Origin of the sequence: Dinoroseobacter sp. S375, from assembly GCF_049800775.1 — a bacterium.
Lineage (GTDB): Bacteria > Pseudomonadota > Alphaproteobacteria > Rhodobacterales > Rhodobacteraceae > Dinoroseobacter.
This window is the reverse complement of record NZ_JBNAFR010000010.1, coordinates 42248-64060: the sequence shown is the minus strand read 5'-3', so window position 1 is coordinate 64060 and position 21813 is coordinate 42248. Positions and strand designations below refer to the sequence as shown.

Below are 21813 nucleotides of genomic sequence, written 5' to 3'. Positions count from 1 at the left end.
GCCTGTGCCGCGCCTGCATTGCTGCGCGCGCATAATTCGCTTGCGAGGTCGCGCGCAATAATCTATCCCGCCAGCAACGCAATACGTAATATAAGTTCAGAGGAGCGCCTCCATGTCCTTCCGCCTCCAGCCGCAGGCCCCGGCCCGTCCCAACCGCTGCCAATTGTTCGGCCCGGGCTCGCGCCCCGCGATCTTCGAGAAGATGGCCGCGAGTGCAGCGGATGTGATCAACCTCGATCTCGAGGATTCCGTGGCTCCCGATGACAAGCCTCAGGCGCGCAAGAACATCATCGAAGCGATCAACGATATCGACTGGAACAGCAAGTATCTCAGCGTCCGGATCAACAGCCTCGATACCCCGTTCTGGTACCGGGATGTGGTCGAACTGCTCGAAGAGGCTGGCGACCGGATCGATCAGATCATGATCCCGAAAGTGGGCTGCGCCGAGGATATCTATGCGGTGGACGCACTGGTCACGGCCATCGAGGCGGCCAAGGGGCGCACCAAGCCGATCAGCTTCGAGGTGATCATCGAAAGCGCGGCGGGCATCGCCCATGTAGAGGCGATTGCCGCATCCTCGCCACGCCTGCAGGCGATGAGCCTCGGGGCGGCGGACTTCGCGGCCTCCATGGGGATGCAGACGACGGGCATCGGCGGGACGCAGGAAAACTACTACATGTATCGCGAGGGCGAGAAGTACTGGTCGGATCCCTGGCACTGGGCCCAGGCCGCCATCGTGGCTGCGTGCCGAACCCATGGGGTGCTGCCCGTGGACGGGCCGTTCGGCGATTTCTCGGATGACGAGGGCTTCCGCGCCCAGGCACGCCGTTCCGCCACACTGGGCATGGTCGGCAAATGGGCGATCCACCCCAAACAGGTGGCGATTGCCAACGAGGTCTTCACCCCGTCCGAGGAAGCCGTCGCCGAGGCGCGCGAGATCCTCGCCGCGATGGAGCAGGCCAAGGCCAATGGCGAAGGCGCCACGGTGTATAAGGGCCGTCTGGTGGATATTGCCTCGATCAAGCAGGCCGAGGTCATCGTGGCCCAATCCGAGCTGATCGCAGGCTGAGATCGGTGGCACGGTGGCGGGTGCTGAAGCACCCGCAAGCCCGCCCCGCGGCCCCGGACTTCTCTTGGGCCCGAGGTGCAGCCGCGCAGGCACGACGGCCGAAAACAGGCGCCGCTCCCGGAGCGATGCGCGTCCGCGCCGCCCTGTCAGGGGCGGCGTCACCGGCTCGCTCCCCCGGACCCGGTCGGGGCATCCCGAGCCCCCCCAAGCTTGTCAAAAAAGCGCCGCAGCCTCTACCATCCGGGTCGCGCACTGCATACTCTCTGGCGCGATACCTGCTGCCAAAGGAGCCTCCCAGATGGGTTTGCGCATCAACGACACCGTCCCGAATTTCACCGCCCAAACCAATATCGGCGAGATCACCTTCCACGACTGGATCGGCGACAGCTGGGCGATCTTGTTCAGCCATCCCAAGGATTTCACCCCGGTTTGTACCACCGAGTTCGGCGCGGTCGCCCAGCTCGCCGAGGAATGGGAGAAGCGCGGCACCAAGGTGATCGGCGTCTCTGTGGACGGTGTGGATGACCACAAGAAATGGATTGGCGACATCGAACAGGTCGGCGGCGCGACCGTCACCTTCCCGATCATCGCGGATACCGGGCTCGAGGTCTCCAAGGCCTTCGACATGCTGCCCGCCGAGGCCTACCTGCCCGATGGCCGCACCCCGGCCGACAGCGCGACCGTGCGCTCGGTCTTCATCATCGGGCCGGACAAGCAGCTCAAGCTGTCCATGACCTATCCGATGACCGTGGGCCGGAACTTCGGCGAGATCGTCCGGGCGCTCGACGCGCTGCAGACCTCCATGGGGCACGGGGTCGCCACCCCGGCGAACTGGGTCACCGGGCAGGACGTGATCATCCCGCCCACCGTCAGCAATGAGGATGCCAAAGCGAAATTTGGCGACTTCGAGGCGGTTCTGCCCTACCTGCGCAAGACACAGCTCCCCGGTTGATCGGGGGGCGTCAGGGGAGGGACGTCTCATGCGGGTCATGATCATCGGCGCGGCGGGCATGCTCGGCGCGAAACTGAGCGCGCAGATCGCAGCGGGGGCAGTGCCCGGCACCACGGAGCTTGTGCTTGTGGACCGGGCCGCGCCCGCGCCGGTTGCGGGGGTGTCTTGCACGTCCCACGCGGCGGATCTGGGCGCGCCAGGCACCGCCGAAGCGCTGGCCGGGCTCAAGCCGGATCTGGTCTTTCACCTGGCCGCGGTGGTCTCCGGGCAGGCAGAGGCCGAATTCGACACCGGCTACGCGGTCAATCTCGACGCCTCGCGCGCGCTCTTCGAGGCGCTGCGAGCTGGCGGGACACAGCCCCGGGTCATCTTTGCCTCCTCGCTGGCGGTCTATGGCCCGCCCTTCCCGGACGTGGTCCCCGAAGAGTTCGGCCTGCGCCCGGCCTCAAGCTATGGCACGCAAAAGGCGATGACCGAGCTTCTGCTCGCGGATTACAGCCGCAAAGGGTTCCTGCGGGGCACCTCCTTGCGGCTGCCCACGGTCTCGATCCGACCGGGCCTGCCCAATGCGGCGGCCTCGGGGTTTCTGTCCGGCATCCTGCGAGAGCCTCTGGCCGGGCAGGCCGCCAATTGCCCGGTGCCCGATGACACCAAGGTCTGGATCGCCTCGCCGGATGTCACTGTGGCCGGGCTGGCCCATGCCGCCGCGTTGCCGTGGGCGCAGATCGCGCCCCACCCGGTGCTGAACCTGCGGGGGATCTGCGTATCCGTAGGCGAGATGCTCGCGGCGCTCGAGTCCGAGGCAGGGCCTGCTGCGCGGGCGCTCGTCTCCCATGACCCGGATCCGACCATTGCCCGGATCGTGCAGAGCTGGCCCGAGGCCTTTGTCACCGACACCGCCGAGGCGCTCGGCTTTCCGGTCAATGACGGGTTCGTTTCGATCCTGCGCGAGTATCAGGCTGCCTATGCACCAGCGCGCGAGGCCAAGGGCTAGACCCGACGCTCCGCGCCCAGCGTGTCGCGCAGCCGCGCATGGGGCGCGGCCTCGGCGCTGCCGCGTTCGGGGGCGTCCCACTGGGCGAGCAAGGTGCGCGCAAAACTGTCGAGATGGGCGTGCATGGCCGTGCGCGCGGCTTCCGCATCCCCTTCGGTCAGGGCCTCGATGATCGCCTCGTGTTCGGCCACAAGCTGCGGGCGGCGATTGCTGTCCTCGACGGCGGTCTGGATCGCTGCCCAGAGCGGGTTTGCCTCCTGATCGGCCCAGAACTGCGCGGCCAGTTGCCCGAGCACCGCATTGCCCGCCGCCTCGGCGATCACCTCGTGAAAGCGGGAATCAGCCTCCGGATCCCAATTGGGTTCCGAGGCTTCAAGCGCCTGCAGGCAGCCCCAGAGCGTGTCGAGCGCCGAGGGTGTGATGGCATGGGCGGCCAGCGCGGCCAGCTCCCCCTCAATCAGACGGCGCGCCTCCAGCGCCTCGAACGGCCCGGTGACCGGAACCACCGGCACCAGCGCGGCGGTGGCCTGATCCGGTGCGAGCGGGACGCTGTCCTCGGCGTCGGGCGGGCCCAGAACATAGGCGCCAGAGCCAAAGCGCGTCTCGATATACCCCTTTACCTCCAAGGCGATCAGGGCTTCGCGCAGGGTTGCGCGACTGACGCCGAGCTCATCCACCAGCACCCGGTCCGGCGGCAGTTTCTCGCCTGCGGGAAATGCCCCCTGGCGGATCTTCTCGGCGATGGCCTGCGCCACCAGCCGGTAGCGCGGGGTTTGTGCGATGGGCTCGAACATGGGCTGCCTCGGGCTAAGCTTTGGATCGGCGAATGGACACTCGGCTCTGGCCCCCGGCGCTCGGGTTGGCTAGAGATTGTCTGACAATACCGGCGGGTGGCCGGAACTCAAGGGAGAAGACAGATGGCGAAAGTGGCGTTTCTCGGGCTCGGCGTGATGGGCTACCCGATGGCGGGGCATCTCAAGGCGGCGGGGTATGAGGTCGTCGTCTATAACCGCACCACCGCCAAGGCGGAGGCCTGGGTGGCCGAGCATGGCGGCAGCCACGGTCTGACCCCGCGTGCCGCGGCCGAGGGCTGCGACTTCGTGATGACCTGCGTCGGCAATGACGACGATCTGCGCTCGGTGGTCTTCGGCGAAGACGGCGCTCTGGCCGCGCTCGGCTCCGGTGCGGTCCTCGTGGATCACACGACCGCATCGGCCGAGGTGGCGCGCGAGATCGCGGCGGCCGCCGCCGAGAAGGGCGTGGGCTTCGTGGATGGTCCGGTGTCCGGCGGGCAGGCGGGGGCCGAGAACGGCCAGCTTGCGATCATGTGCGGCGGCTCCGAAGATGATTACGCCCGCGCCAAGCCGGTCATGGACAGCTATGCCAAGGCGACGGATCTCTTTGGCGAGGCCGGCGCGGGCCAGCTTGTGAAGATGGTCAACCAGCTCTGCATCGCGGGGCTGGTGCAGGCGGTTTCCGAGGGGATGTTCTTTGCCATGAAGGCCGGGCTCGATGCCAAGAAGGTCGCGCAGCTTGTCAGCCAGGGCGCGGGCGGCTCCTGGCAGCTGGCCAATCGGCACGAGACGATGATCGACAACGAGTTCGAGCATGGCTTTGCCGTCGACTGGATGCGCAAGGATCTGGGGATCGCGCTGGATCAGGCCAAGGCGATGGGCGTTTCGCTGCCGGTGGCCGCGCTGGTCGACCAGTTCTATGCCGAGGTCCAGCAGCTGGGCGGCGGGCGCTGGGACACATCAAGCCTGATCCAACGATTCCGCAAGATGGATGGACAAGAGATATGACCCCCAACGCCGAAGCCTTTCTCAATAGCCTGTTCCGGGCGGCGGTGGCCGCTGCGGATCCGGCCGTCGCGGTGCCGAAATTCTTGCCGGAAAAACCGACGGGCCGCGTGGTCGTGGTCGGGGCCGGGAAGGCGTCGGCCAAGATGGCTCAGGCGGTCGAGGCCGTCTGGGGCCCCTGCGAGGGGATCGTGATCGTGCCCTATGGCGCGGCCTTGCCCACCGAGGGGATCGAGATCGTCGAAGCGCGCCACCCGGTGCCGGACGCCTCGGGTCAGGCGGCGGCGGCGCGCATCCTCGATCTGGTCTCGGGGCTCGGCGAAGGGGATCTTGCCCTCTGCCTGATCTCGGGCGGGGGCTCGGCCCTGCTGGCAGCCCCCGGCGAGGGGCTGACGCTGGAGGACAAACAGGCGGTAAACAAGGCGCTCCTGTCCTGCGGCGCGGCGATTGATGAGATGAACTGCCTGCGCAAGCATCTCAGTCGCATCAAGGGCGGGCGGCTGACCGTGGCCGCCTGGCCTGCGCGCTGCGTGACGCTGACCATATCGGACGTGCCGGGCGACGACCCGGCGATCATCGCCTCGGGTCCGACCGTGCCGGACCCGACCACCGCCAGCGATGCGCGCGAGATCGCGGCGCGCTATCATCTGGACCTGTCGGATGCGGTTGCGGCCTATCTGCAGACCCCCGCCGCCGAGACCCCGGATCCGACCCATCCGGCCTTTGCCGCCGCCGAGTGCCATATGATCGCTACGCCCCAGATGGCGCTGGATGCGGCGGCCGAGGTCGCCCGGGCCGAAGGTGTCGCGCCCCTGATCCTCGGCGACGCGCTCGAGGGCGAGGCTGCCGAGCTGGGCATCGTTCTGGCCGGTGTGGCGCGCGCGGCACTCACCCATGGCCACCCGATCAAGGGCCCGGCGGTAATCCTGTCAGGGGGCGAGACCACGGTCACAGTGCGGGGCAGCTACGGCAAGGGCGGGCGGAACTCCGAATGCCTGCTGAGCTTTGGCCTGCACGCGCCTGAGGAGGTGTCAGCCCTGTCCTGTGACACGGACGGCATCGACGGCTCCGAGGACAATGCAGGCGTCATCTGGGTGCCGCGGGTGGCCGCGCACAAGGCCGAGGCCCGTCCCTATCTCGAAGGCCATGACGCCTACAGCTTCTTCGAAAAAGCCGGCGGGCTGGTGGTGTCGGGGCCGACCCATACCAATGTGAACGACTTCCGCGCCATCTACATTCCGGGCTGATCCTTACCCGCATCCTGGGCATCACCCTGCGAGGCTTGCACTGGATCCGGGCGATGGTCGCGCGGCCCCTCCTGAGTGGGGGCGGTATCCCCTGACAGAGGCGGATGTCCTATGCGGGTTGCGGGAGGCCGCACCGCTTGAGGGCCGCATGTCCTACACGTTCACCAGGGCCGCCTTTCGGGCAACGCCAAAACTCCCAACCCGTCTGATGGATCTGCCGACCGTGGGCAAAGTCGCGTTCCCCATGGCTGCGGAGTGCATCCACGCCTGCGCGCGCTGATACGGGCCGACATCATGCCGATTGCCAGCCTTTGGCCCGGGCCACATGGCTGCGCGGTGTCAGCTCCCGGTGGTCTTTTTGTAAAGCTTGGAACGGCCACCAAAGAGCCGCGAAAAGCGTCCGACGATCCATCCTGATTGCCGGAACAAGGCGACCAGCCCCTGATTGCGCGAGACGGGCAGGGACAGGAGGATCAAGCCCAAAGACAGGGTCTTCAGCGGTACGAGGATCAGGATGCTGATCACCGCATCACCCCATTTGCCCTCGGCTATCTTCTGTCCAAAGGAGGTGGCGGACTGGTCGCGGCCCCGGGCGAACTGGTACGGCAGGGTCAAACGCTCGGGGGGAACGGTTTCATAGACAATGGCCTCTGGGGCCCAGCCGGTCTCGACCCCCAGCTCCCGGGCCGCCCGGAAGAAACGCGTGTCAGAACCGCCGGTAAATTGCAGCGCCTCGTCAAAGCGCAGGCCAAGATCGTGATAGAGCCGCATGTCGCAGAGCCAGTTATTGGTCACTACGGTGACACGCTCGACCTGTCCGTTCGTCATGCGGTCGACCGCGCGTTTCTCCTTGCTCGCGAACCGCTTGACCATGCCGTCATAGACGGATCGTTGCGGGCCGGTCAGCTGTTCTTCGGGCGGGGTCAGGCGCACGGGGCCGCCGATCAGCTCTGCCGAGCCTCCCCGCCAGGCCGCGACCAGTGCCACCAGCCAGTCCGGCGCGACGGTCTCGTCGTCATCCACATAGAGCGTCAGGTCCGCGCCGAGGGCCGCTGCCTCGTGGAGCCCGCGATTGCGCGCCATGGGGATCCCCGGAACCGTTTCCAGCGCCGCATGCAAAGGGCCGGGCAGGCGGTCCTGAAACGCGTCGATCACGGCAGTGCTGCTGGCCTCTGTATCGTTCTCGACCACCAGAAAGACGGGGGTCACGGCCTCAGGCACTTCTAGGGCCGTGTAGCTCTCAAGCAGCCGTTCCAGCATGCGCGGACGGCGGCGAGTGCAGGCCGCGATCACGACGGTCAGGGGGCGGTCTGCCCGTTGTGCAGGGGTCAGTGGAGCGGAGGAAGCGTTGGGCTCTGTCATGACAGTGGTGTACGCAGTTTGCCGCGATCTTCCTAGGGCAGAACGCCCGCCACGCCGATCTGTCAGCCGCGCCGACAGACATGGGCGCAGGGGCAAAAGAAACGGGCGCTCCGGTCTCCCGACGCGCCCGCGATCTTGGGGGCGAGGCTCAGCGCCTCGCTGGCTCAGCCTACGAGGCCGCCATCCTCACGCTTGATGGCCACGATGGCCGAGCGCGGCAGGTCGCCCTCCTTGCCCGGGAAGAAGCCACCCGGGTGCTGGATGCCCACGAACATGGTGCGACGGTCCGCCGACCAGGTCAGCCCCGTCACTTCCGAGCCTTTCGGGCCCGTCAGGAAGCGCTCGATCTGGCCGGTCACCGGATCCCCGGCGAGCATCTGGTTGTTGCCCATGCCCGCGAAGTCGCCCTCGTTCTTGTCGTTGCCATCGGTCTGGATCCAGACAAGGCCCGAGCTGTCGAACTGCATCCCGTCCGGCGAGTTGAACAGGTTGCCCTCGTTGACATTGTCGGACCCGGCATAGGCATCGTCATGCACGGTCGGGTTGCCCGCCATCACATAGAGATCCCAGGTGAAGCCGTCCGACGCGTGGTCGTCATTCTCGGGATACCAGCGCACGATCTGGCCGTAGTTGTTGGCGTCCCGCGGGTTCGGACCGTTGGCGGAGGTGTCGTCGCCACCGGCATTCGGCTTGACGCCCCGGTTGCGGTTGTTGGTCAGGCAGCAATAGCCTTCGACCGCGATCGGGTTCACGGCCACCCATTCCGGACGATCCATGGTCGTTGCACCCACGGCCGAACCGGCCATGCGGCTGTAGACGAGGGTTTCCACTGCGGACATGCCGGTCGCCTCAGGCGTCAGCGCGATCCACATGCCGGTGCCGTCGTCGTTGAACTTGGCCACGTAGAGCTGACCTTCGTCGAGCAGCGTCGAGGTATCCCCGCCCGGCACATACACATCATTGGAGATGTATTTGTACATGAACTCCCCACGTTCATCATCGCCCATATAGACGACCACACGGCCATCGGGGGCCACGGCGCAGGCGGCGTTTTCATGCTTGAACCGGCCCAGAGCGGTGCGCTTCACCGGGGTGGAGGACGCATCCGACGGGTCGATTTCCACGATCCAACCCGCACGATGGGGCTCGTTGGGGTTCTTCGAGATGTCGAACCGCTCATCGAACTTCTCGTAGCCGTAGCGGCCTTCGAGGTTCACGCCATAGCGCACGAAATCCGCCGGGCGCTCGAAGTCCGGATCCGAAGAGCCGAAATAGCCGTTGAAATTCTCTTCGCAGGTCAGATACGTGCCCCAAGGCGTGCGGCCCGCACCGCAGTTGTTCATGGTCCCCAGAGACAGAATGCCCTCCGGATCCGCGTCAGTCTTGAGCAGGTCGGAGCCCGCCGCAGGACCCGAGATCCGCATGGGCGAGTTGTGGGTCAGACGCCGGTTGAACGGGCTGTCCACGACGACAGACCAGCCATCTTCGCCTTCGGTCACTTCCATGACGGTGATCGCCTGCAGGTTCTGCAGCTTCAGCACATCCTCGGCCGAGCCCGCCTTGCCATCCACATGGTTGTGCAGGTTGGTCTTGGTGTTCGCGTATTCGTGGTTGACCGCGATGACCTGCTTGTCCCCGATCAGGAAGAGCTCCATCCCGTCGGTGTTCTCGCCAAAGGCCCGGGCGGTGTTCTCGGCATCGAGCCCCCCGGCCGCGTGGTCAAACTCGGCCACGCCCGAGAACAGCGGATCGCCCCATTTGACCAGCACGTCCCAGGTGTAACCCTCGGGCACATGCACGGTGTAATCCGTCTGGATCGGGATCGGCTTGAACGCGAAACGGGATTTCGGGCTCATCGCCTGGGCGGAGGTCGAGCTCAGCAGGCCGGTGCCCATGGCCGCAGCGCCGGAGCCCATGACCAGCAATCCGCCGAGAAAACCGCGGCGCGACAGGGCGCGTTCGACAACGGCGTCGAAATCATTCTCTTCCGGGCGGGGATCCTTCAATTCGTCCCATTCGTCCCAGGACAATTCAGTTGTGTCGATGTCTTTCATAGTACCTTCTCCCCTTTTGGTGGATGCGCGCGAGGCAGCCGCACGCTGGCGGAAGGCGTAGTTCCCGTTTATGACGGTCAGGCGACAGTCCGCCGCCGTTTACCCTAATTGTTAATATTTGATCTGTCAGTATTTTTGACTGCAATCAAGAAAGGCGGCCCGAAAGCCGCCTTCCCCCTGAAATCACAGGGTTTTACTCTGTAACACGGATGCTGGTCGGGGCGGTGCCCTCCTGCAACCAGGCCTCCAGCGGCATCATCGGATCGAGCGCTGCCTGCGAGATTCCCCCCGGCCCCGGCAGGATTCCGCAATGGTCCAGACCCGGCACCATAAAGAGCGCGACATTCTCCTTGAGGATGTCTTCGCCACCCGCGGCAGCGGCGGCCTTTTCGTACCAGTCCACTGTCTTGTAGGGCGTCACGATGGCATCGGCCCAGCCATGCCAGACGATCATCTTGCCCCCGGCCTCGCGAAACGCCGTCAGGTCCGGGTTGTCCGCATTGTAGAACCCGGCGGAGCGGGTCATGCGGCCCGGATCGGTCTCGATATCGAACTGCGCCGGGCTCCAGCCATGGCCGGGATCCTGGTCAAAGGCCATGTAGGATCCGAAATTCGTGGTGAAGGCGTTGACCAGCTTGCCACCGCCCGTGCCATTGCCGGTCAGCCAAAGCCACCAGAATGGCTCAGAGCCTTCGGGGATCCCGCCGGGATAAAGCTGTTCGCCAGAGGCGTTCACCGGGCCCTGCCGCCACTTTGCCAGCACGTCGAGTTCCGGTGCGGTCAGGCAGGTGCCGTCATCCTCGCCGCTGCATTGCAGGGCGTTCAGATCCACGGAACAGGCGCGCGGATCGGCGATCACCCCGTCCTCGGCGCCATCCACCGCGTCGCATTGGGCCATGACCGCATCCCCGATCAGCGCCTCTTTACCGGGTTTCAGGATCTGGTTCCCCTCGGCATCTGTGTTGGCCTGCATCAGGTAAGCCATCTTGGTCAGCACTAAATCTGTGTAATTCATCGCAGGCGCGCCCGAGATGATGCCATCGAACATCTCCGGGAAGCGCTGGGCGGCCATATGGGCCATGCGCCCGCCGGTGGAGCAGCCCTGAAAGATCTCCTGCTCGGAGCCGCTGCCATAGAAAGCGTCCAGCATGATCTGCGCCACGCGGTGGGTTTCGGAAATCGACCGATAGCCCCAGTCGCGCTCTGCATGGGGGTTGTTGTCGGCCCAGCCCGCGTCCACGACCGAGAGCGCATGGTGCCCGCTATCGGAGGTTGCGGTGGCATAGCCACGCTCGAGCCCGGGGCGCATGGCGTTGATCCAACCCGACCCCGCATCGGCCCGCCCGAGGATGCCGCAGAACCCGCCGCAGCCCGCCTGGTAATACTTGCCGTTCCAGCCTTCGAGCGGCAGGCGCACCTCGATCGAGATCGCGGGCAGGGCGGTGGCCCGGACCTCGCAGTATTCCGGCGTGGTCTCGCCCGCGGGCATGACCCGGGCCGAGGTCACATAGCCCCCGGCGAAGACCGTGTCGCGCAGGGCCGCGCAACCGTCGGCATCGCTGGCCATGGCCATGCCGGAACTGGCCCCGAGAAGGGCGGTGGATAGGATAATGGCGGCTCGCATGAGCACCTCCCGTTTGCATGCGTGTTGGATTGGGCGCGGCCTCTGACGGGCCGTCTTACACTAGTCTTGCGAATGTCACGGGGCTGTGAAAGGGCGAATTGCCCGATCTGTCAGAAAATTCTGACGGCTCAGCGCAGCACCAGAAGCAGCAGCACCAGATGCACAACAAGGATGCCGTTCAGGATATGCCCGAAGGGTTGCTTGCGGGTTTTGTGGCGCAGGGTGATCTGGGCGATCTTCGCGCCGAGGCTGCCCCCGATGGCCGCCAGCAGCAGCAAACGCCGCTCGGCGATGCGCGTGCCGCTCTGCTCGGCCTGCCGCTTGTCGATCCAGAAGGCGAAGAACGCGCCGACATTCAGCAGCGCCACCGCGAGCCAGACCGGGATATCGGGAAGAATACTCTCCATCAGGAGGCACCATGGAGGAAAACACGGGAGGGGTGAAGCTCCCCCGCGCGGTAGGTGCCCACGGCGACCGCCTGCCCCTGATAGGAGGCCCAGGCGGTGTCGCCATATTCGGCCTCCGCAGCGCGGACCCTGCCCGGGTTGCCATTGCGCATGCGGGTCGCGCCCTCGGGCGTGCAGGGCAGCTCGGGCAGATCCGCGAGCCCGGTTTCCAGCGGCATGAGATGGGCGTCCAGCGCCGGGTCCTTGGCCTGCGCCTCGATCGCGTCGAGCGGCGTGGCATCGGTCACTTCAAAGGGCCCGGACCAGATCCGGCGCAATTCGCGCACATGGCCGTGGCATCCCAGCGCCGCGCCGAGATCCCGCGCGACCGAGCGCACGTAGCCACCCTTGCCGCAGACCATCTCCAGCGTGACGTGATCCGCATCGGGCCGAGCGACAAAGCGCAGGCTGTCGACATAGAGCGGGCGGGCCGCGATCTCCATCTCTTCGCCGGCGCGGGCCCTTGCATAGGCGCGCTCGCCATCGATCTTCACGGCGGAGAATTGCGGTGGCACCTGCAGGATGTCGCCTTCGAAGTCCGGCAGGGCTGCGCGGATCTCGTCATCGGAAGGGCGCGCATCGCTGGTCGCGATCACTTCGCCCTCCTGATCATCCGTATTGGTGGCCTGTCCCAGCCGCACGGTAAACTCATAGGCCTTGAGGGCGTCGGTCACGAAGGGCACGGTTTTCGTGGCCTCGCCCAGGGCGATGGCGAGAACGCCCGTTGCCTCGGGATCCAGCGTGCCCGCATGGCCCGCCTTTTGCGCGTCAAAGGCCCAGCGGACCTTGTTGACCACCGCGTTCGAGCTCATCCCCGCGGGCTTGTCGATCACCAGCCAGCCGGAAACCGCGCGCCCTTTCTTCCGCCGTCCCATGCTCAGGCCTCGTCGTCGTCATCCACGGATTTGTCGAGATCCTGCCGCACGTGGTCCTGATTGAGCAGGCGCCGCGTCTCGTCCATCCGGTCAAAAGTCTGGTCGATCTGGAACCGCAACTCGGGCGAGAACTTGAGCGTCAGCTCCTTGCTCACGGCCCGGCGCAGCTCATGGCGGTTGCGCCGCAGAGAGGCCAGCGCCTCCTCCGCGCCATGCCCGCCAAGGGGCAGGACATAGGCCGTGGCCACCTTGAGATCCGGCGAGGTGCGGACCTCGCCCACGGTGATCGACATGCGGTTCAGGTCCGGGTCGTGGATATCGCCCTGGGCCAGAACCGAGGACAGGGTACGCCGGATCAACTCGCCCACGCGCAACTGGCGTTGGGACGGGCCGGAGCCGGTATCAAATCGCGAACGTGCCATGGTGGGAATCCTTTCGAGCCGCCCGTGTACCTGCCCCGCGCGCCCCTTGCAACACACGCGTTTGCACGCGCGGGCCCGGCGCGCTAGGAGGGGCCGACTGCTAGGAAAGGGCAAGACATGACCGATGTGCCGGGGATCGTGGTGACTGGGGGCTCGGGCCGGATGGGCCGGATGCTGATCGAGACGGTACAGGCCTCGGACAAGGCCCGGCTGGTGGGCGTCACCGAGCGGCCGGGCCATGACTGGATCGGCATGGATATCGGCACGGCGATGGGCGGCGCCGAGATCGGCGTGCCCGTGACCGATGACCCGCTGGAGGCGTTTGCCACGGCGCAGGCGGTGATCGATTTCACCTCGCCCGCCGCCACCGTAGCCCATGCAGAGCTGACCGCGCAGGCCCGCGCCGTACATGTGATCGGGACCACCGGCTTTGCCGCCGAGGATCTCGCGCATCTGGAGGCCGCCGCGCGCCATGCGGTGATCGTGCGGGCCGGGAACATGAGCCTCGGTGTGAACCTGCTGGTGAAACTGACCGAGAAGGTCGCCCAGGCGCTGGATGCGGATTACGACATCGAGGTGATCGAGGCCCATCACCGGCACAAGGTCGACGCGCCCTCGGGCACAGCCCTGATGCTGGGGGAGGCCGCTGCCGCCGGGCGGGGCGTGGCGCTGGACGCGGTCGCGGATCGGGGGCGCGACGGGATCACCGGCGCGCGCAAGCGGGGCGATATCGGCTTCACGGCGATCCGGGGGGGCGACATCGTCGGCGAGCATGATGTCCTTTTTGCCGCCGAGGGCGAGCGGATCACCCTGCGCCACGTGGCCTCGGACCGCTCGGTCTTTGCCCGGGGCGCGCTCAAGGCGGCCCTCTGGGGGCAGGACAAGGGCCCCGGCGCCTATGACATGATGGATGTGCTTGGACTTTGAGCACGCGGGGCGCGCCGCGCGCCCCGGGCCCAGATGATCCGCGCAATCCGGGCCGGTCCGTGCTAGCCTGACCTCAGATGGTCCGCAGCCGGCGCCACCATCATGGGAGCCCGCCTGCATGTCACTGATCCAGATCGCCTATGTCTCACGCCCTTTCGGCTATGACGCGTCCGCGCTTGCGGGGATCCTTGTGGATGCCCGGGCGCGCAATCGCGAGGATGATGTCACCGGGGCCCTGATCTGCCGTGCCGATCTCTACTGTCAGCTTCTGGAGGGGCCCGAGCAGGCGGTGCAGGCCTGCTTTTCCCGCATCGCGCGGGATGACCGCCATCTGGAGGTGCGCAAGCTCGCCAGCCTGCCTATCAGCCACCGGCTGTTCCCCGGGTGGGACATGCGCCACGACCCTGCGGAGTCCTGGATGTGGAGCCGGGAGGAGACCGCCGCCGGACAGGTCGAGACCGCCACGGAGAACGACATTCTCATGGTTTTTCGCAGACTGGCCGCCGGGCGGGGTGCGCCGGAGTGATCCCCGGCCCCGTCAGGCTTTCAGCCCGTTCAGCACCAGATCCAGATGGCTCTCGAAATAGCGTTCCATATCGATGGGCTCATTGGCGGCAAAGGTCATCTGCCAGATCGCAGCCATGATGCCGGGGGCCATGATCAGACGCGGAAACTCCCGCGCCGGGCCATCGCGGAACTCGCCCATTGAGACGCCGCGTTCCACCACCTTGTCGAGCATGGTCATGCCCGGTTTGATCCCGACCTCGTAATAGAGCGACTGGATTTCCGGAAAGAGATGCCCCTCGCCGATGATGATCCGCATCAGAAGCTTGGCGTCGGTCAGTACCAGATTGTCATAGGCGTTGCGCACCATCCGACGCAGCAGCTCGGCGGAGCTGCCCTCGAACCCGTCCGCCATGATCGCGGCCTGCGAGATCGCAGCGGTGACCTTGGCCTCCACCACGGCCTGAAACAGGGCCTGCTTGTTGGGATAGTAGAGATAGACCGTACCCTTGGCGATCCCGGCGCGGCGGGCCACGTCATCCACCCGCGCCTTGCCATAGCCATGCTCGCAGAACACCGCGAAGGCCGCTTCGACGATCTCTGCCGGGCGTGCCTCCTTCCGGCGCTTGCGGCGGGGCGGCGCGGGGTGGTCCGGGTCTGGGCGCGGGGGCTGTGTCACGAGCAGGTCTCTCCTTGCGCGCGCGGTCGGCGGGGCCGGTCCTTGCGCGTGCGTCGCTATTTTACGCCGGGAACTGCGTGGTTTGAAGGCGTTTTCACAGGCGCTGTTCCTTGATGCACACAAAAATGACGTGCGGGTCACTTTCTTTCTTGATTTAATGACCCGCAAGTCAATATTTGCGCCCATACGCCATCACATTGGATTTTGCACCATGTCCCGTCTGTTTTCACTGCTGCGCGATGCCTTCTGGCTGGTGGTTTCGGTCGCGCTTGTCGCGGGTGGGTATCTGGGCTTTCAGTATCTCGGGGCGACCCGCGATATCGTCGAGGCCCAGCCGGTGGAGCGCCCGGTGGCCCTTGTGGCGACGCAACCGCTTATGGCCTATGACACGGCGCTGCCCGTGCGGGGCGAGGGGTTTATCACGCCGTTCCGGCAGGTCGCGCTCTCGGCGCAGATCCAGGGGCGGATCACCGATCTCGACCCGGCAATCGATGCGCGCGGCAGCTTCGCGGCGGGCGATGTGCTCGTGCGGCTCGATGACCGGGCTGCCGAAGCGGCGCTGGACCAGACGGATGCCAATATCGCCTCGACCCAGGCGCGGCTCGATCTGGTCAAAACCCAACTCGAACGCGGCGAGACCCTGCGGGAGCGGGGCGTTATCGCACAGGAGGCACTGGATCAGTTGACCAGCCAGCGGCAGGAACTGACAGCGAGCCTCGACAGCCTGCGCGCCGCACGCGAGACCGCGGATGTCACGCTCGATAATGCCCGGATCACCGCGCCCTTTGCCGGGCGGGTGCTGCGCAAGACCGCCGAGATCGGTGCCGTGGTCAGCCCGGGGCAGGAAATCGCGGTGATCTATACGGATGACGCGCTGGAGGTCACGGTCCCCCTGCGCCAGGCCGACGCCGCCCTGATCCCCGGCCTGTTCGAGGGCGCACAGGTGCCCGCCGAGGTCCAGGCGCGCTTTGCCGGGCAGGTCTATCGCTGGGGCGGTGAGGTCACTCGGGTCGAGACCGCGCTCGACACCCGCACCCGGTCCCTGAACGTGACGGTCCGGCTGCTGGATGCCGAAGGCGTGCCGGATAAGGCGCAGGGGGGCCTGCCCTCGGGGGCGCCGCCCGCCCTGATCAATGCCTTTGCCCATGTCACGATCAGCGGGGCCGAGGTTGCCGGGGCCTATGCCATCCCCTCCACCGCGTTCCGGGACGGGGCGCTCTGGCTCTATGTGGACGGCGCCTTGAACGTGGTGCCCGCCGATCTGATCCATGTGGATGGCGAGGACAGCTATGTCCGCGTCGGGGCCTTGCCCACCGGGGCAGAGCTGGTGACCAGCCCGCTGGATACGGTGGTTGTCGGCATGCCCCTGCGCCGCGCGGAGACGGCACGGCGCACTGCGGCCCTGACGGAGTAAGCCGCCATGAACGCAGTGATCAAATGGATGACCGAGCACCCGGTCGCGGCGAACCTGACCATGGTTCTGGTGCTGATCGTCGGATTGCTGAGCGCGATCACCATTCCGCAAAAGACCTTTCCCGATTTCACGCTGGAAGTCGTGGATATCCGGGTGGTCTATCCCGGTGCCTCCCCCGGCGAGATCGAACAGAGCATCATCCGCCCCATCGAAGACCAGATCAGCGGCATCGACGGCGTGGATGAGGTCACAGCCACCGCGCGCGAAGGGTCGGGGCAGGTCGCGGTTGCGCTCAAGCTGGGCGAGGACGTGGCCGAGAAGCTCGACGAGGTGAAGACCGAGGTCGACCGGATCACCACCTTCCCCGAGGATGCCGAGGAGCCCACGGTCACCCAACGCTCCAACCGCAGCCGCGCGCTGGAAATCGCGATCCACGGCGCCGCGCCCGAGCAGGTCCTCAAGGAGCTGGCCGAGCGGTTGAAAACCGAACTGACATTGCTGCCATCGGTCTCGTTCGTCGAGACGGCAAACCTGCGGGATTACGAGATCTCCATCGAGGTGGATCGCGACACGCTGAACGCCTATGGCCTGAGCCTCGCGCAGGTCAGCCAGATCGTGGCGGCCAACTCGCTGGAGCTGCCGGGCGGCGAGATCGAGACGGCGACCCTGACCATTCCGCTGCGCACGCTGGGGCGGAACTACACGCGGACGGATTTCGAAAATATCGTCGTGTTGACCAATGATGCAGGCGCCAAGGTGTTCCTGCGCGACATCGCAACCGTGATCGACGGCTTCGAGGACAGCGACATCTCGGCCCGGTTCGGCGGCAATCCCTCGGCCACCGTGAATGTGTTCCGCGTGGGCGATGAGCAGCTTCTGGACATCGTGGCCGAGGTGCGCGCCCATCTCGAGGACGGCTTTCGCCCCTCGCTGCCCGACGGGGTCGACGTGACCCTGTGGCAGAACGATGCCGATGAGCTGCAGAGCCGGGTCGACCTGCTGGTCAAGAACGCCATTCTCGGGCTCGCGCTCGTGGTGCTCTGCCTGTCGCTCTTTCTCGATTTCCGGCTGGCCTTCTGGGCGGCGGCGGGGATCGCCGTGGCCTTTGCCGCCAGTTTTGCGGTGCTCGGCACGATCGGCATGTCGATCAACATGATCTCGCTCTTCGGCTTCATCCTCGCCATCGGGATCGTGGTCGATAATGCCATCGTCATCGGCGAGAATATTTACAAGAACGGCGAGTCCGGGATGACGCCCATGGAGGCCGCCGTCAAAGGCACCCAGCGCGTGGCGATCCCGGTGGTGTTCTCGGCGCTGACCACGGTGGTCGCCTTCACACCGCTCTTTCAGCTGCCCGGTACGCTGGGCAAGTTTCTCGGCGATATCCCGGCGGTGGTGATCATCGTTCTGTTGCTGTCGCTGTTGCAGGCGCTCTTCATTCTGCCGCGCAATCTCAGCCGGTTGGATGTTTCCGAGAGCTACCGTCCCAACATCGTCCTGCGGCTGCTGAACGCCGTGCGCGGTGTCGTGGACCAGATGTTGCAATGGTTTATTGCGCGCCCGCTCGATGCGGCGCTGCGCTTTGCCACGCGGCGCTGGCTGGTGCCCATTGGCGGGGTGATCGGGTTGATGATCCTGACCGTGGGGCTGCTGGCCCATGGCTATGTGAAGTTCAACTTCTTCCCCTCCATCGACGGCAAGTTCGTCACCGCCAATATCGAGATGGTCGATGGGACGACCTTCACCCGGACCGAGACCGTGGCCGAGCAGATCCGGCTGGCGGCCCTGCGCGCGGGCGACCGCGTGGCCGCCGATCTGCCGGCGGAGGAGGCGCAGGTGGTCGAGAACATCGCGGTGGTGATCGGACAGGCGGCGGCGGCCGGTGGCCCCGAAGGCGGCAGCGCCACCGCAGGCGCGACGCTGGCCAATGTGGTCGTGCGCGTGACCGATCCCGAGCTGCGTGACTGGCCCACCAAGGATTTCGAGACCGCGTGGCGCGATGAAATCGGCGATATCGCCGGGGTCAAGGTGCTCGACGTCTCCTCGGCGCTGATCGATGCGGGCGATGCCATCGCCGTCGAACTCTCGCTGCCGGACGGGCAGGATATCGCCCCGGTCGTGGCTGAGTTGCGCGAAGGGCTGCGCGGTCTGCCGGGTGTGTTCTCGATCCGCGATGACCTGTCGGCGGGGCGGCTCGAATACAAGCTGGACCTGCGCGAGGATGCGCGGATCTACGGTGTCACCCTGTCCGATCTCGCGAGCCAGATGCGCAACGGGTTCTTCGGGATCGAGGCGACCCGGGTTCAGCGCGGGCGCGACGATGTCCGGGTCTTTGTCCGTCTGCCCGCAAGCCAGCGGGACAGCGTCGCGGACCTGCTGGATTTCAAGATCCGGACCCAGGATGGCGACCTGATTGCGCTGGGCGATGTGGCCGAGATCACCGAGGGGCTGGCCCCCACCGAGATCCTGCGCCGCAACGGGCGCACCATCACCACGGTCACCGCGGATGTGGATGCCGCCGTTGTCACCTCCAGCGAGGCCAATGCCCTGATCTCGGCCGATCTGATCCCGCCACTCACGGAAAACTACGAGGGTCTGATCGTCGAGTTCGGGGGCGAACAGCGTACCCAGGGCGATGCCGGTGCGGCGCTGGGACAGGCGCTGGGCGTGGCGCTCTTCGTGATCTTTGCGCTGCTGGCGCTGGTCTTCCGGTCCTATGTGCAGCCGCTCGTGGTGATGGTGGCGATCCCGCTGGGCCTGATCGGGGCGGTGACGGGCCATTTGATCATGGGACTTCCGCTGACCATCCTGTCGATCTTCGGGATCATCGGTCTGGCCGGGGTGGTGATCAACAACAGCCTCGTGATGATCGACCTCTATAACGAGTATCTGGCCAAGGGCTACGAGACCCGCGAGGCGGTGATCGAGGGCACCAAGGACCGGTTCCGCCCGATCCTGCTCACATCCCTGACCACCTTCCTCGGGGTCTATCCGCTGATCATGGAAACCTCGCTGCAGGCGCAATTCCTGATCCCGCTGGCGGTGTCCATCGGCTATGGCGTGCTCTTTGGCACGGCGATCATCATCCTCGCGGTTCCGGCGGTCTTCATGGCCCAAGCGCGCGCGGCGGAGGGCTTGTCGGCGCTGGTGTCCCTCGTGACGGGCGGTGGGGCGCGGGCGGATCGGACGGGCGCCGACGCAACGCCGGGCGACATGCAGCCTGCGCCCCAGATTGCCCCGGTGGACCCGTCTGCCCCGCCGCCATTGCGGGCAGCGGAATGATGCCGATCACAGGGCCGTGATGTGAAAACTCATCCAACAGGCTCAGCTTTGCGTAATCCCATCAACCGGATTTCGTGACTGGAGACTGACCATGAGGACTTCTGCATCGCTCGCCACCGCCGCCACGCTGGTCGTCGGATTGCTGGCCGCATCCGCCGCAACCGCGCAGGAGCAATTCCAGCGCGTCCAAAGCAAGTCGGATTTCGTGGCTCTGGTCGACGGGACCGAGCTGTCGATCCTGCGTCCGTTCTACCTGCGCAACGCGATCAAATTGCAGGTCTCCCCGCAGGGTGAAATCGCGGGCACCGCGCTGCGCAAGCCCGTGACCGGCGCCTGGAGCTGGGAGAACGGCTTTTTCTGTCGCGAGATGACCTATGGGGACAACACGATCCCGTCCAATTGCCAACTGGTCGCCATCAAGGGCAACGAGATGCGGTTCATCTCGGATCAGGGGCAGGGGGACAAGGCCGATTTCCGGCTGATGCGCTGAGCCCCGGCCCGCGGGGCGCGGATCAGAAATCGATCGCGATGCCCTTCTTTTCCCAATCGCCGTAGCGCACGGGCTCGGGCCCGTCGCGCCCGCCCAGTTCCACCGGCATCTGGGCCTCACCGTCTTTTGCCTTGCGCAGGTCGGCCTCTTCGAGGGCACGGCGCGCGGTCTCAGGCAGGGCGGCGCGGCGCGCGGCCTCCTCGGGGCTGAGCGGGGGCAGCACGGACTCGGGGGCGTCCGGTGTCGGGGTGTCGTCGCTCATGGCATCGCTCCTGCGCGGCTTGTCACGGTGATGCCCGTGATATACGGCCCAAGCTTGCCGCGACAAGCGGGATGCAACAAGGAGACGCAGGGTGACTGGCAGCGCTGCTCATACGGGGCCGACCTCGGCCCGCGCCGCAGCGGTGGCGCTCCTCAACGGGGTTCTGGTGGATCAGCTGTCCCTCGCCGATCAGGTCGGGCAGGCCAAGGGGCCGCTGGCCAGCCTCGGCACCGGGGATCGCGCCCGGGCCCAGCGGCTCGCGACCGAGACCCTGCGCCATCTGCGGACCTGCGATCAGATGCTCGGGCCCTTTCTGCGCCTGCCGCCCTATCCCGAGATCCATAACATCCTGCGCTTGGGAACCTACGAGATCTGCGCGCTGCGGGAAGCGCCCCATGGCGTGGTGAGCGCGGCAGTGGATCTGGCACGCGTCGCCGATCCGCGCAGCAAGGCACCGGGGCTCGTGAACGCGGTGCTGCGCCGGGTGGCCGAACGCGGCCCCGAGGCCTGGGAGGCCGCGCCGCCCCCCAGCCTGCCGAAACCGTTCCGCAAGGGCCTGGCGGCGATCTGGGGCAACAAGACCGTGCGCGCCATGGAAGAGGCTCAGGCCGCGGTCCCGCCAGTGGATCTCAGCCTGCGCGACCCTGCCAGCGCGGGGGACTGGGCCGCATTGCTCGGGGCCGAGATCCTGCCCACGGGCTCTTTGCGGCTGCGAGACCCGGGGCGGATCAGCGCCTTGCCGGGCTATGACGCGGGCGCGTGGTGGGTGCAGGATGCGGCGGCGGCGCTGGCGGCGCAGGCCCTTGCGCCGCAACCCGGCGAGCGGGTGCTCGACCTGTGTGCCGCGCCCGGGGGCAAGACCTTGCAACTGGCGGCGGCGGGGGCCGAGGTCACGGCGCTCGATATCTCCGAAGGGCGGCTGGCGCGGCTGCGTCAGAACCTTGATCGGACGGGCCTGAGCGCCGAGATCGTTGTGGCCGATGCGCGGGACTATACTCCGGAACCGCTGTTTGATGCCGTGCTGCTCGACGCGCCCTGTTCGGCCACGGGCACGATCCGGCGGCACCCGGATCTGCCCTATCTGCGAGACCTCGCGGATCTGACGGAGGTCACGGCCCTGCAAGCCGCGCTGCTCGACCGCGCGGTGTCGGTCCTGCGGCCCGGCGGGCGGCTGGTTTTCGCGACCTGTTCGTTGATGCCCGCCGAGGGCGAGGACCAGATCGCAGCCGCGCGCGCCCGGCATCCGGAGCTCGTGCAACAGAGCCTCGCGGATCTGCCGGGGATTGCTACCGAATGGGTCACCGAGGCCGGCGCCCTGCGCCTGCGCCCGGATTTCTGGCCAGAGCGCGGCGGGTTGGATGGCTTTTTTATCGCAGCTTTGGCGAAACCGGTCTGAACGCGGTTATCGCCA

General features: G+C 66.5%; 20 protein-coding genes. 11 read left to right on the top strand and 9 right to left on the bottom strand.

What is annotated here, in order from left to right:
- The first annotated feature begins 112 nt into the window (after positions 1 to 112).
- From ACP150_RS18510 to denD, 3 genes are all read left to right on the top strand, one after another.
- The gene (locus tag ACP150_RS18510) at positions 113 to 1069 is read left to right on the top strand and encodes an L-malyl-CoA/beta-methylmalyl-CoA lyase (protein ID WP_424968174.1); all 957 of its coding nucleotides are present in this window, start codon (positions 113 to 115) and stop codon (positions 1067 to 1069) included.
- 298 nt (positions 1070 to 1367) lie between these two features.
- A complete protein-coding gene (locus tag ACP150_RS18505) occupies positions 1368 to 2021 on the top strand; it encodes a peroxiredoxin (RefSeq protein WP_424968173.1) in 654 nt (217 codons plus the stop codon).
- Positions 2022 to 2049: 28 nt separating this feature from the next.
- Entirely contained in the window at positions 2050 to 3015 is a 966-nt protein-coding gene (gene denD / locus ACP150_RS18500; RefSeq protein WP_424968172.1) for a D-erythronate dehydrogenase, read from the top strand.
- Here denD and ACP150_RS18495 read toward each other — a convergent pair.
- A complete protein-coding gene (locus tag ACP150_RS18495) occupies positions 3012 to 3809 on the bottom strand; it encodes a FadR/GntR family transcriptional regulator (protein WP_424968171.1) in 798 nt (265 codons plus the stop codon). The two genes, denD and ACP150_RS18495, sit on opposite strands and share 4 nt — an antisense overlap.
- 123 nt (positions 3810 to 3932) lie before the next feature.
- Here ACP150_RS18495 and ACP150_RS18490 point away from each other — a divergent pair, with 123 nt between their 5' ends.
- Both ACP150_RS18490 and ACP150_RS18485 read left to right on the top strand, forming a co-directional pair.
- On the top strand, positions 3933 to 4817 hold the full coding sequence (locus tag ACP150_RS18490) for an NAD(P)-dependent oxidoreductase (RefSeq protein ID WP_424968170.1): 885 nt from the start codon (positions 3933 to 3935) through the stop codon (positions 4815 to 4817).
- Positions 4814 to 6061, top strand: a complete 1248-nt coding sequence (locus tag ACP150_RS18485) for a glycerate kinase type-2 family protein (protein ID WP_424968169.1) — start codon at positions 4814 to 4816, stop codon at positions 6059 to 6061. Before ACP150_RS18490 ends, ACP150_RS18485 begins: the two co-directional genes overlap by 4 nt.
- Before the next feature lie 339 nt (positions 6062 to 6400).
- Here ACP150_RS18485 and ACP150_RS18480 read toward each other — a convergent pair whose 3' ends face one another.
- The 6 genes from ACP150_RS18480 to rbfA all read right to left on the bottom strand — a co-directional run bounded on the left by ACP150_RS18480 (position 6401) and on the right by rbfA (position 12844).
- Complete coding sequence (locus tag ACP150_RS18480; protein WP_424968168.1) at positions 6401 to 7423, bottom strand: glycosyltransferase family 2 protein; 1023 nt, start codon at positions 7421 to 7423, stop codon at positions 6401 to 6403.
- Between the two features lie 164 nt (positions 7424 to 7587).
- Positions 7588 to 9477, bottom strand: a complete 1890-nt coding sequence (locus ACP150_RS18475) for a PhoX family protein (protein ID WP_424968167.1) — start codon at positions 9475 to 9477, stop codon at positions 7588 to 7590.
- A 193-nt stretch (positions 9478 to 9670) separates the two neighbouring features.
- Complete coding sequence (locus ACP150_RS18470; RefSeq protein ID WP_424968165.1) at positions 9671 to 11101, bottom strand: tannase/feruloyl esterase family alpha/beta hydrolase; 1431 nt, start codon at positions 11099 to 11101, stop codon at positions 9671 to 9673.
- Positions 11102 to 11229: 128 nt separating this feature from the next.
- On the bottom strand, positions 11230 to 11508 hold the full coding sequence (locus ACP150_RS18465; RefSeq protein WP_424968164.1) for a DUF1294 domain-containing protein: 279 nt from the start codon (positions 11506 to 11508) through the stop codon (positions 11230 to 11232).
- On the bottom strand, positions 11508 to 12422 hold the full coding sequence (gene truB / locus ACP150_RS18460; RefSeq protein ID WP_424968163.1) for a tRNA pseudouridine(55) synthase TruB: 915 nt from the start codon (positions 12420 to 12422) through the stop codon (positions 11508 to 11510). Before truB ends, ACP150_RS18465 begins: the two co-directional genes overlap by 1 nt.
- Before the next feature lie 2 nt (positions 12423 to 12424).
- Entirely contained in the window at positions 12425 to 12844 is a 420-nt protein-coding gene (gene rbfA / locus ACP150_RS18455; protein ID WP_424968162.1) for a 30S ribosome-binding factor RbfA, read from the bottom strand.
- Between the two features lie 117 nt (positions 12845 to 12961).
- On the opposite strand from rbfA, the gene dapB reads away from it, so the two are divergent.
- Together dapB and ACP150_RS18445 are read left to right on the top strand one after the other, a co-directional pair.
- On the top strand, positions 12962 to 13771 hold the full coding sequence (gene dapB, locus ACP150_RS18450) for a 4-hydroxy-tetrahydrodipicolinate reductase (protein WP_424968161.1): 810 nt from the start codon (positions 12962 to 12964) through the stop codon (positions 13769 to 13771).
- A gap of 118 nt (positions 13772 to 13889) precedes the next feature.
- Positions 13890 to 14297, top strand: coding sequence for a BLUF domain-containing protein (locus ACP150_RS18445; RefSeq protein WP_424968160.1), 408 nt, complete (start codon positions 13890 to 13892; stop codon positions 14295 to 14297).
- A 12-nt stretch (positions 14298 to 14309) separates the two neighbouring features.
- Here ACP150_RS18445 and ACP150_RS18440 read toward each other — a convergent pair whose 3' ends face one another.
- Entirely contained in the window at positions 14310 to 14954 is a 645-nt protein-coding gene (locus ACP150_RS18440; RefSeq protein WP_424968159.1) for a TetR/AcrR family transcriptional regulator, read from the bottom strand.
- Positions 14955 to 15165: 211 nt separating this feature from the next.
- On the opposite strand from ACP150_RS18440, the gene ACP150_RS18435 reads away from it, so the two are divergent.
- The 3 genes from ACP150_RS18435 to ACP150_RS18425 all read left to right on the top strand — a co-directional run bounded on the left by ACP150_RS18435 (position 15166) and on the right by ACP150_RS18425 (position 20140).
- Positions 15166 to 16368: an efflux RND transporter periplasmic adaptor subunit gene (locus tag ACP150_RS18435; protein WP_424968158.1), complete on the top strand. Its 1203-nt coding sequence runs from the start codon at positions 15166 to 15168 to the stop codon at positions 16366 to 16368.
- A gap of 6 nt (positions 16369 to 16374) precedes the next feature.
- Entirely contained in the window at positions 16375 to 19650 is a 3276-nt protein-coding gene (locus ACP150_RS18430) for an efflux RND transporter permease subunit (protein WP_424968157.1), read from the top strand.
- 91 nt (positions 19651 to 19741) lie between these two features.
- Complete coding sequence (locus ACP150_RS18425; RefSeq protein WP_424968156.1) at positions 19742 to 20140, top strand: dihydrodipicolinate reductase; 399 nt, start codon at positions 19742 to 19744, stop codon at positions 20138 to 20140.
- Between the two features lie 22 nt (positions 20141 to 20162).
- Here the strand turns inward: ACP150_RS18425 and ACP150_RS18420 are convergent, their stop codons facing one another.
- Entirely contained in the window at positions 20163 to 20402 is a 240-nt protein-coding gene (locus ACP150_RS18420; RefSeq protein WP_424968154.1) for a DUF1674 domain-containing protein, read from the bottom strand.
- Between the two features lie 91 nt (positions 20403 to 20493).
- Between ACP150_RS18420 and ACP150_RS18415 the strand changes: the two genes are divergently transcribed.
- Positions 20494 to 21798 carry an RsmB/NOP family class I SAM-dependent RNA methyltransferase gene (locus ACP150_RS18415; protein WP_424968153.1) on the top strand — a complete coding sequence of 435 codons (1305 nt, stop codon included), beginning with the start codon at positions 20494 to 20496 and terminating at the stop codon, positions 21796 to 21798.
- Positions 21799 to 21813: the final 15 nt, after the last annotated feature.